This window comes from Alteromonas sp. G5_S2_22_S1 (assembly GCF_054968525.1).
Genome location: NZ_JBQKUJ010000022.1, coordinates 42,609 through 54,506 on the forward strand (window position 1 = coordinate 42,609; position 11,898 = coordinate 54,506).

General features: G+C 43.6%; 7 protein-coding genes. 2 read left to right on the top strand and 5 right to left on the bottom strand.

All coding sequences use genetic code 11. The features are described from left to right. Positions 1–241: 241 nt before the first annotated feature. From ACTRWF_RS17975 to ACTRWF_RS17990, 4 genes are read right to left on the bottom strand one after another with little or no spacing between them, the layout of a single operon-like run. Entirely contained in the window at positions 242–3,379 is a 3,138-nt protein-coding gene (locus ACTRWF_RS17975) for an efflux RND transporter permease subunit (protein WP_239241041.1), read from the bottom strand. After that, positions 3,376–5,394, bottom strand: a complete 2,019-nt coding sequence (locus ACTRWF_RS17980; protein WP_156079161.1) for an efflux RND transporter periplasmic adaptor subunit — start codon at positions 5,392–5,394, stop codon at positions 3,376–3,378. Before ACTRWF_RS17980 ends, ACTRWF_RS17975 begins: the two co-directional genes overlap by 4 nt. Next, entirely contained in the window at positions 5,391–6,755 is a 1,365-nt protein-coding gene (locus tag ACTRWF_RS17985; RefSeq protein WP_014996986.1) for a TolC family protein, read from the bottom strand. Before ACTRWF_RS17985 ends, ACTRWF_RS17980 begins: the two co-directional genes overlap by 4 nt. Continuing rightward, on the bottom strand, positions 6,755–7,264 hold the full coding sequence (locus tag ACTRWF_RS17990; protein ID WP_012516831.1) for a DUF411 domain-containing protein: 510 nt from the start codon (positions 7,262–7,264) through the stop codon (positions 6,755–6,757). The genes ACTRWF_RS17985 and ACTRWF_RS17990 overlap by 1 nt, the downstream gene beginning before the upstream one ends. A gap of 747 nt (positions 7,265–8,011) precedes the next feature. Between ACTRWF_RS17990 and ACTRWF_RS17995 the strand changes: the two genes are divergently transcribed. Further along, positions 8,012–8,695, top strand: coding sequence for a heavy metal response regulator transcription factor (locus ACTRWF_RS17995; protein ID WP_020742690.1), 684 nt, complete (start codon positions 8,012–8,014; stop codon positions 8,693–8,695). Then, on the top strand, positions 8,679–10,085 hold the full coding sequence (locus tag ACTRWF_RS18000; protein ID WP_156079160.1) for a heavy metal sensor histidine kinase: 1,407 nt from the start codon (positions 8,679–8,681) through the stop codon (positions 10,083–10,085). The genes ACTRWF_RS17995 and ACTRWF_RS18000 overlap by 17 nt, the downstream gene beginning before the upstream one ends. Before the next feature lie 941 nt (positions 10,086–11,026). On the opposite strand, the gene ACTRWF_RS18005 is transcribed toward ACTRWF_RS18000, so the two are convergent. Beyond that, positions 11,027–11,863, bottom strand: coding sequence for a formyltransferase family protein (locus ACTRWF_RS18005; RefSeq protein ID WP_012516828.1), 837 nt, complete (start codon positions 11,861–11,863; stop codon positions 11,027–11,029). Positions 11,864–11,898 lie beyond the last annotated feature (35 nt).

The following is an 11,898-nucleotide window of genomic DNA, read 5'->3' on the forward strand; positions in this document are numbered from 1 at the left end:
CTTGATGGGTTATAGATGACACAAATGCTTCAATATTGATGGCATTTGGGTCAATGGTATTGTCGATCAGCAAGCCTGTGACGTCTTTCATCATCGCGCTGGGCCCAGGTAAAAAAATGTTCACCCTGAATGTAGTAGATATCAAACCAGACCATGTAAAGGCCGCTTAACGACCAAAACAACACCTGCCCGCCGACTAGCAGCATAAGCCAACGATGTGAACGGCGAACAGGTCCTTTCATTACGCAACGACAGCCAAGTATTTAAGCTGTTGTTTGCGCCATATTAAATAAATGGCAGGCAGTATGAGTAGTGTCAGAATAATCGCACTAACCATTCCTCCCACCATCGGCGCGGCAATCCGACTCATGACTTCGGACCCCGTACCAGAGCCATATAAAACCGGCAGCAATCCAAAGATGATAGTGGCCGTTGTCATCATGACGGGACGAACACGCAATCCTGCACCGTGCAGTACTGCCTCGGTCAACATCTCGGCGCTCGGTAAGGTACCCCCTTCTTTGCATCTATCCATCAGTGCCTGATATTCATGATTGAGATATACAAGCATAATGACTCCTATTTCTACAGCGACACCGGCCAAGGCAATGAAACCTACGCCTACGGCCACGGAGAAATTAAAGCCTTCGATGTACATAAGCCATATGCTGCCAACCATCGACAATGGCAACGTCCCCATAATAATCGCCACTTCAATGAAGTTTCGGAAGTTGAGGTACAATAGAATAACGATTATAGCGAGCGTCAAAGGCACAACGTAAGTGAGCTTCTCCTTTGCCCTTAACATATACTCGTATTGGCCAGACCAATTAATTGAATAGCCGGCGGGTAAAACGAGTTGTTCAGCAACAACTTGCTGCGCGGTAGCCACATACGTGCCTATGTCTACACCATCGATATCAACATACACCCATCCATTGAGCCGCGCGTTTTCACTCTTGATACCCGGTGGTCCGTCTTCGATGTAGACGTCAGCAACATCAGCTAAGGCTATACGTTTTCCTTGTGGTGTCACTACAGGTAACAAAGAAAGCGACTCTGGAGAGCTTCGGTATGACTGCGGATAACGAATATTTACTGGATAGCGCTCCAGCCCTTCTACACTCTGTGTTACGTTAACACCGCCAATTGCACTAGAGACAATTTGCTGAACATCAGCGATATTGAGCCCATATCGGGCGGCTTTTTCGCGATCAATGTCGACTTTCAAGTAGCGACCGCCAGCGACGCGTTCAGAATACACTGAAGCCGTGCCATCGACGTCAGTTAATATTGACTCAATTTGTTGGCCGATTTTTTGAATTTCCATTAGATCGGGACCACCAATTTTAATCCCAACAGGGGTTTTAATTCCTGTGGCAAGCATGTCAATTCGGGTTTTTATTGGCATCACCCATGCGTTGGTTAAGCCCGGTAAATTGACCACTGCATCAAACTCTTTAATAAGGTCCTGCGTGGTCATCCCTTCTCGCCATTGTTCTTTGGGTTTCAATTGAATGAATGTCTCAATCATGGTCAGTGGCGCGGGGTCCGTCGCCGTATCCGCCCGCCCTACTTTGCCAAATACCGTTTCTACTTCTGGCACGGTTTTTATTAATTTGTTGGTCTGTTGAAGAAGCTCTCGTGCCTTCCCGATTGATATGCCGGCATAGGTGGTTGGCATATACATCAAATCGCCTTCGTCAAGCGGGGGAATAAATTCACTACCAATTTTATCAATTGGCCAAAGCCCGATAGCCAAGACAATCAATGCTGCGACCATCGTTGACTTTGGAAAGCGCAAAACTGTCTTGAGCGTCGGTATGTATAAAAACGTTAAAAACTTGTTGACTGGGTTTTTGTGTTCAGGCAAAACCTTTCCACGTACAAAATACCCCATTAAGACTGGGACCAGTGTAATCGCAAGTGCCGCTGATGCAGCCATTGCATATGTTTTCGTATAAGCAAGAGGGGAAAACATCCTCCCTTCCTGGGCCTCAAGCGTAAAAACAGGTACAAAACTAACCGTAATGATCAACAAACTGAAAAATAACGCAGGTCCAACTTCGACCGCAGAATCGATAACAACCTGCCAGCGATTTTCCTTGGTAAGAGGCGTCTTTTCCATGTGTTTGTGCATATTTTCAATCATAACGATCGCACCATCACTCATGGCGCCAATGGCAATAGCAATGCCGCCCAACGACATGATATTGGCATTGATACCTTGCATATACATAACGATTAGCGCGGTAATGATCCCAACAGGAATACTGATGATAGCGACGAGTGACGACCGAACATGAAAAAGAAAGGCGACACATACCAAAGCGACTACGATAAACTCTTCTAATAGTTTTGAAGCTAGGTTATCAACGGCCCTTTCAATTAATGCGGAACGGTCATAAACAGTGACCACCTCAACGCCATCAGGTAGTCCTTTTTTTAAGTCCTCTAGTTTTGCTTTGACGCCATCTATCGTTTTTTGAGCATTCTCGCCAAAACGCATCACGACAATACCGCCGACTGTTTCCCCTTCGCCGTTTAGCTCTGCTATACCGCGGCGCATTTGTGGACCGATATCTACAGTGGCAATATCCCTTATTAAAAGCGGTGTGCCATTGTCATTGACGCCAAGAGGAATAGTTTCGATATCCTTCTTATCAGAAATATACCCCGTAGCACGAACCATGTACTCAGCTTCTGCAAGCTCCACTACAGAGGCCCCAACTTCTTGATTCCCTCGCTTTATTGCCATCTGAATATGAGAAAGCGGTATACCGTAAGCGCGGAGTTTTTCAGGATCTACTTTCACTTGATACTGTTTCACCATACCCCCTAGCGCCGAGACTTCGGACACGCCAGGCACAGTTTGGAGCTCAAATTTCAAGAACCAGTCTTGCAAACTGCGTAATTGAGAAATATCGTGTTGGCCGGTTCTGTCGACCAATGCATACAGATAAACCCAACCAACGCCTGTGGCATCTGGACCTAATTGCGGCCTGGCGTTTTCAGGTAGATTGGGGGCAACTTGCGATAAATATTCAAGCACCCTGCTTCTTGCCCAATATAAGTCGGTATCATCATCAAAAATGATATAAACGTAGGAGTCACCGAAAAACGAATAACCTCGAACCGTTTGTGCACCCGGTACGGAAAGCATGGCGGTCGTTAGCGGGTACGTTACCTGATCTTCTACAACTTGTGGCGCTTGACCAGGATAACTCGTTTTGATTATCACTTGGACATCGGATAAATCTGGGATCGCATCTACTGGCGTATTTTTCATTGTAACTAAACCGCCACCGACTATGATGATGGTTGCGAGTAAAACAAAGAAGCGGTTTGAGACCGACCAACGTATGACTGCTTCTATCATTCGTGCGCTCCTTCATGTTGGCTGTTATCCATCGTTCCTTTATCAGATGCTTGTATATGTACTGTGGTAATAACGTACGCACCGTCTTGGGTTTTGGTAATTTCGATGTGCAGTCGCATACCAGCGGTAATGTCAGATAAATCAACCTCATTAGCGACGTTAAAATCCATTGTCATTGCAGGCCAATCCCACGCCTCAATAGGGTCATGTTCAAGGCTTAACTGGTTGCTAGCACTCATCACTGCATTGACCGTTGCTTGAGTCCACACAGCGTCGACAGCGGTACTTGTTTCACTACTTGCCTCTTCAACAACATGAATGGTAGAAACAAGATATTCGCCACTTGAGGATTTTGAAATTTCAATATGCGCAAGCGTTCCAGAGGCCAAATCAGACAAGGTAATGTTATCTGCCACGTTAAAATCCATCGTCATCGCGGGCCAATCCCACTCTTTTATAGCGGGATGATCGACATTTATCATTCGATGCCCATCCATTACAGAATTAATCTTGACTTCAGTCCAAACGCTTTCAGACATAGTCGCCTGTGTACTTTGTGCTGAATCGATAATGTGCACGGTTGTCACCACATATTGACCATCAGTTTGCTTACTGATCTCGATATGTGCCGATGAACCACCTTTGACCGTTGCTAAATTGATATGCTCCGCTACCACAAAATCCATGGTCATCGGCGGCCAATCCCATTCTGGAATTGGACCATGTTTTGCAGTTATCATGTTGTGAGAAGGCATCACGTCTGTGATCATCACCTCTGTGAAGACCGATGTTGGACTTTCTTCAGGGGGTTCCATTCGCTTAAAGTCAGAGCTAATACTGCTCTCTGAATCAAGCATAAATTGAGCGGAGGTGACAATGCTGTCACCATCGATCAGTCCTTCAAGTACTTCTGTAAACTCGTCAACCACTCGCCCAATTTTGATTGCAACTGATTTAAATTTTCCATCTCCCAATGCCAATACAACGCGATTTTGATTGCCTGTTCGAATAACCGCTTCGGTTGGCACGATCAAGTTGGTCGAATCCATATCAGAGTGGATAGTCACTTGAGCGAACATGTTCGGCTTTAACGTATAATCTTGATTAGCAAAGCGAAGACGCACACGCAGTGTGCGGGTACTCTGTTCAAGGGTTGGGTAGACGTAGTCTACAACGCCTTGCCACGTCTTTCCGGGGAGGAAATCTAATTTCATAGTAACAGGCAGCCCTTCCACTATTTGGGCGGTTTGTCGCTCAAATACCTCTGCATCAACCCAAACCTCATCCAATGCACCAATCGACATGACTGTAACGCCAGGTTTTATAAAAAAACCTTCTCGAATGTTTAAATTATCTACGAATCCGGTTTGGGGTGCGGAAAAGGTAACGGTTTGCTGAACATTTTTTGTTTTTGTTAACGTCTCCACGACGTCTTCAGGCACTTGCAATGCATTTAAGCGAGAACGAGCAGCTACGATCAGATCTTTGTTGTTTCTGCGCATAGCAAGCAGCAATTCTTCTTGTGCATTCACTAACTCAGGCGAGTATAGAGAGTAAAGTGGTTCCCCTTTTTTAACATATTCTCCTGATGCTTTTACATGCAGTGTTTCTATCCAGCCTTCAACGCGAGGATGCACATGGATTAATGTTTCTTCGTTGTATTGAACGTACCCGACAGTTCTAATAGGGACATGCAGCGCGCGGCGCTGCACTTTCGCAGTTCGAACACCAAGGTTGTTCTCCACATTTGGCGCTATAGTAATTGTTCCTGAGCCCGCATCACCACTTGAACTTTCTTCGTAGACAGGAATGAGATCCATGCCCATCGGAGACTTTCCTGGTTCGTCTCTGCGGTAATTTGGGTCCATCGGCGCAACCCAATACAACGGTTGCTTCTCTTCGTTTTGCTCATTATTCGCGGTGGATGATGAAGATGGTATCAGAAACGTGAATGCCAACGCAGTCATAATACCGCCTGCTACCCCGCCTATGACGAGTGCTTTAATTGTGCTCATTGTTGTTCTCCGATTTGAGACAAAGGAATACCTGCGTTGGTATCAAAGTAATAGTTGAGTTGAATTTTTGTTTTGACCAAATCCACACTGATATCCAGTGCGTCAATTCTGGCATTAAGATCCGCAATACGAGCACGCACTACCTCAGCAAAGTCTCCTTCGTCGTTGGTATAAGCATTGAGCGATGCCTCAGCTTGCTCTTGCATTTGCTCTAACAATTCGAGTTCGTACAGCGCTTGTCGCTCCATTAATCGCTCATTTTCCGCATATAAAGACTGGATGTATGACATCATTTCTCTGAGGACTAAGCGCTTGTCGGTTTTAATGGCTTCAGATAGGCTTACGGCAGCCGAAACCTCTTGGTCTTGGCGGTTTTCTGTAAAAAGAGGTACATCGAAACTTACACCCATCGATAAAAAATCTGCTCGACTTGTACCGTCGGGCGTGTCGTCTCTGTAGGCGTAACTAGCGTTAACCCCCCATTGTGGCTTGTATTTTTCTTTGGCAAGGTCAATACCGGTTTGGCTGGCGCGAATTCTTTGCTCTATCGAGAGGATCAAAGGGTGTTGATTGAGAACCATTGCAAGCGATTGTTGATCTCTGCGCTCAAGTATTGTTCTCATATTCTGCCCCATGTTTTTGATCTCAGGTAGGGCATGCGGCAACGTTAATCGAGAAAAGGCATCAAATCCCGATTGACTTGGATAATTTTGATCTCTAACTAGCCACTCTAGAAGCTTCCCTGTGGCTCTTTCTTCTAATGCTCGTAGTTTAGTAAGTCGGTCTTCCAACCTTGTTAATTCCAACTTTGCACGAACGATATCTTGCTGATTTACGCGTCCAAAGGCAGTTGAATAATTTGCCTTTGCGATATCGCTGAGCTGTTCAAATAACGCTTTATCTTCATCAATTAGCTTTACACTTTGCTGCGCCCGATATATTTCTAACCATAAGTTTGATACTTGAACGCGTGCTTTGGCCACTCGGTCGGCTCTCATCAGGGGATGCTCTGCTGCTTGCTCCCGCAATTGACGAGACCTTATGGCTAACGAATCACCACGAGGAAACATCTGTGACACACCTACTTTTAGCTGAGTCATGGGCTCTTGATCAAACGCAAAACCATCAGTGGGTACATTTGCTAAACCGATGTTGACAACGGGGTCTGGTAGGCTCGAGGCGACGACACTACTGGACAATGTGGCACGTTCACGATGTGCACTGCTAACGAGCCATGGATCATTTTCTACCGCTATTTCTACTGCACGTTTGAGCGTTAATTTTTCATTCGCGATAGCGGGAGAGACCATCGAGAACGAGAACGCTCCCCAAATAGAAACAAAAAGACAAAACCGGTTCATTAGAATTGCTCCTCATAGGTGTTGACTTCAGCAAAGGTCGTAACTGAACCATCTACATTGAGTTGCAATACAAGGTAAGGTTGGAATCGTTCGTCAACTTCCATGCCCGGCGATCCAATTGGCATGGCTGGAACGCTCAACCCTAAAACCCCTTCAGGAGGGTTTTCTAAAAATTGTTGGATGTATTTTGCGGGTATGTGCCCCTCAAATACAAACCCGTCCTGAGAAAGAGCAGTATGGCAGGAGCGATACTGGGGTTCGACGCCATATTTATCTTTGACTCCGGACATTAGCGTGACATTTGTCACATCTGTCTCAAAGCCATGTTCTTCAACATGTCGCACCCATTTTTGACAACATTTACATGTTCTACTCTTGTAGACATGTAATGTGAATTTCGGTGCCTGTGTTGCAGACTTTGCATCATTCTTTGCCTGCAGTACATCACTGCACGCCGTTAAAAAGAGGACTAAAGAAAACAAAGCCCCAAACGGTATATTTTTGTTCATAAACAACTCTCACATATATTGGATTTTGCACGCTTTACGATGGAAACGTCACGTGCAGTAACTGTTAGTCTTTACATCGACTAATCTAATTACACGAGAGAGTATTTTGGGGGGCGTAAATGTATAGCGATAAAGACTTTATGCAGCCTTGTTTGTTTGCTTAGGGCTGGGGTGTTCAACAGTTTTGGTGTTTCGAAACTCTCCCCAGCCAACATGCCGAGCTGAAAGACTGCCATGGGACAACAGCAATTTTGATTGCAACAACTCTCTGATGCGTCGTGTGATGAGTGGTCCATGTGATGACCGATTCTGTTATCTATTTCATGCACCATATCGCTTGCACATGGCGTAGCTACACTCGCGAAAGACCCGCTTACTTGCACGCTCAACAAAGCGATAACAACGAGGTATTTGACGAATGAAAGTTTCACTTAAACCTGACTCCTTTAATGAAACGCGTTTTCACGGATTAGCTACGGCAATGAGAATATCAAATGGCCCTGACAGACAGATTACCTTGACATTACAATTTTGTAATCATGAGCGATATTGATAGCGAAAGTGTATTTTTAGTTGAATATTTGCGACTTCGAGCTACGATGTGGTGCGCTCATTAGTATATTGAATACTCTGTTGGTTGCTGGCATACGTTTTATTATTAGTATACTAACAGCATTTTACGATTGCGGTGTATTCAACAGGCTTACTCCATTGAATTAAAGCTATGCAGCAGGTTAATCACATACCATGAAAATACTTGTAGTCGAAGACGAAGTAAAAACGGGCGATTACATCAAACAAGGGCTAATTGAATCCGGCTTTGTTGTAGAATTAGTAAGGACTGGCCTGGATGGTCACCACAAATCGATGATTGGTGATTATGAATTAATCGTACTCGATGTAATGCTGCCCGACATAGAAGGTTGGAAAATCCTGTCTTCATTGAGAGAGACTGGTAAATTTACACCCGTTCTTTTTTTAACCGCTCGCGATCACGTTAATGACAGAGTCAAAGGACTTGAGTTAGGCGCAGACGATTATTTGGTTAAACCGTTTGCTTTCGCGGAACTCCTCGCAAGAGTGCGCACCTTGATCAGGAGAGGGACTTCTGTCCCTAACAACACGTTACACATTGCAGATTTGGAGCTTGATATCCCTTCTCGCGTTGCGAAGCGCGGTGGCAAAGTAATCAATCTGACGACTAAAGAGTTTACATTGCTTGAACTAATGGTCAGACGTCAAGGTGAAGTATTGCCCCGTTCTTTGATCGCCTCTCAGGTATGGGACATGAATTTTGACAGTGACACGAATGTCATTGATGTCGCTATCCGAAGATTGCGTGCAAAAATTGATGATGACTTTCCTGTAAAGCTAATTCAAACTGTCAGGGGGATGGGCTATAAAATGAGTGTAGATGATAGTAACGAATAAACTAAAACGGCCAAACTCTCTTGCGTTTAGAGTCACTATACTTGTTGGCATTACCGTATTTGTGTGCCTTACAATAATCAGCTTAATCGTTCAACAATCAATTGCAACGCATTTTGCTGAACAGGATGCTGATGAATTAAATGAGGTATTCCATGCTGTAAAACGAAAGCTTAGCGAAGCATACACTGAAAAGGTGGCACCTTCGAGTATCCTCGTTGAAGCAGTGTCTGGTCATCATGGAGTCTATTACCTTGTGCAAAATGAAGATGGAGAATCCGTATTTTCGAGTAAAGGCGTTGACTTGCACAAATACCCCGGTCAATTGTTTGACAACGATCTCATAACGCCTGATATGTTGACACTTTTTTTTGATGGATCCCATATGTTGCGAGCAACTGAAGCTCTCGTGACCGTCAGCACTGGTCAGAATAAGTCTACATACCGTGTTGTGGTAGCCTCCAACATGGAATTTCACATGAATTACATGGAAGACTTTGAAAAGACGTTATGGGGCATTATTTTCGTGTCTGGTTTGATCACGATAATAGTGGCACGTTTTGCTGTGTATCGAGGCCACTCGCCGCTACGAAAACTGAGTAGAAAAATAGGTTCTATTACTGCTGACAAGCTCGATATCCGACTAAATCCTTTAGAGGTACCGGTCGAGCTCGCAGGATTAGTGGGGTCGTTTAATGCTATGATTGAACGACTCGAAGCTGGCTTTGAGCAACTTTCATATTTTTCTGCGGACATTGCGCATGAATTGAGAACACCGGTCACAAATCTGACAACTCAAACGCAGGTTATTCTGAATCAACCGCGCACTGAAAGTGAATATGTTGAAATTTTATATTCTAATTTGGAAGAATACGAACGTATGACCAAGATGGTCAGTGACATGTTACTTCTAGCCAAAACGGAACATGGACTCGTCAAGCCACAGTTAGAGCGACTAAATTGCCGGGCAGAGCTTCAAGAATTAGTTGAGTATTTTGAACTACTGGCAGAAGAAAGACAAATTCAAATTCGCATCCGAGGGGCCGATGCCACAATTGATTGCGATAGGTTCATGTTTCGACAAGCTATGAGTAATCTATTGTCAAACGCAATTCGATATTCCTTCGAAAACGCGATTGTTAAGGTAGCAGTATCTACCAACGATGAACATACAAAAATTACCGTTTCAAATCCAGGCCCGAAAATCTCTGATGACCATCTTCAGAGACTTTTTGATCGCTTTTTTAGAGCAGACCCTTCACGAAAAAATCATGGTCAAGGCGTTGGTTTAGGATTGACTATCGCTCGTTCATTGCTTCACATGAACGGAGCTAAACTAACGGTTAGCTCAGATGACAACTTAACCGTATTTGTTGTATCATTCCACAAATAATCAATCAAACTTCGTCCTGGACTCTAAACAGGTGGTCACTTTCTGAAGCTGATGTATCGGCCACTTCCCCTCATTTGTCATGTTTGCACTTTCCAACACCTTCTTCATAAAACTGGACATTTCATCATTAATCTTAATACAGTTGCTGGTATAGGCTTTACTTGTGTGTATCAACGATTGATCTAACAGTTCGGAATAAGTTGATTAATACCTTCGGAAAAAACCAAGCCTAGAGCCTCACTACCAAATTGGGAAACTCATTTTTCAGTTCCTCAATTATTGGATAAAGAATGATAACCTGCTCACTGTGAAAAACACCTGGAGCCAGATGGAAAACGCACATCTGTCGTGTTGTTTCAGCTGCTATAATAGTCGTCATCATTGACTCATTTTGGCCAATCACACTTAGGACTATTTCATTCGCATCGTTTGAAATTTTCCCACACGCTCGGACGGTGACGCCACAAATATCAGTGCTATTGTGTATGTTTATAAAAAGCCAAAATGCTATTTTTCGAAAAAACGGATTGCGCAGGAGCAAAAAATTGGGTTAAAGAAGTTGCACAGTAAGCACCTATGCAGCACGCGCATATCGATTGATCATTTCCTTCGCAGTGCTGTGCATCTTGGTTCTTTTTCTGAATGAAGTGTGTGATTATTTAAATTAGTATGTTCTACGTTTGATAAGGAATCATTTGAGGATATATGAGATTCTGATGTGTCGTGACCATCACATATAATTGGGTTCGTCATAGCAAAGCCATGCTGTGAAAGCAGCGCAGCTATTAGTACTAATTTAAACCATTTATAAATGCCTGACACAAATAAACTCCATCAGTGAGTAAGGAAATAGTAGCGGTATTCCGTTATTCTTACTTTGACGCAGATCAACACAACACAAAAAAGTGCGTAGGGCCTTTAAATATTAAAGCCGTAATCAACTAGTTTAGTACTCTTGATTCATATAGCCTTAAACTACGCTTAGAAAGTACAACATAGCCATCATTTATAGCAATGCTTTTAATTAGTGCATCCTCAAAGATTACGCTACCGCACGTGAAATCGTGACTGAAAGTTGTGACTTCGACATCATTTGCGATATATAACGCGTTATCTAACGAAATAAGAATCCCAAAGTGCCCGTATTGTCGAAGAGCATGACTAAATTGAGTGGTGTTTTGATCCCAATTTACAAACCTTCTTTTTACTGGAGGTAGACTTTGGAATGACGCTAGCTTTTCCAATTGAGGTGTGGCGTTATTATAAAGCTCATTAAAGTTATTGAGTAATTCTTCTAACAGAGTTTCTGCGAGTAACTGAGACTTGACCATCAATGATGATATCGTTTCATTGTCTTCGACCTCAAATTTCTCTTGGATTAGGATGCTACCTGCATCAAGTTTCTCAGTAAGTTTATGAATGCTAACACCCGCGTTCTCAGGGTTGTCGATAATGTAGGTTAGTGGGGTTGGGCCTCTACTTTTGGGTAGTAAAGATGGGTGGATATTAATCGCATATTTTATTTCGTTTATGGGTAGTTTGTATCCGTAATCTGCTACAACAAAGACTGTCTGCTCGTCATTTAAATATTCTTTAAGAGTCACGACACTTGGGCGTTCGGTGGAATAAACAATATTGTGTGTACGACAAATTCGTTTGATAAAGCTCGCATTTTCCTGAACATCGTTTATGAAAACGAGCTCAATGTTCAATCTAATTTTGATTAGAAGTGACAAACAATTCGAGAATAAGTCACTTCCAAAATAAACTATCTTCATACATGTTTGCACCTTCTGAGAGTAGCGAATGCCAT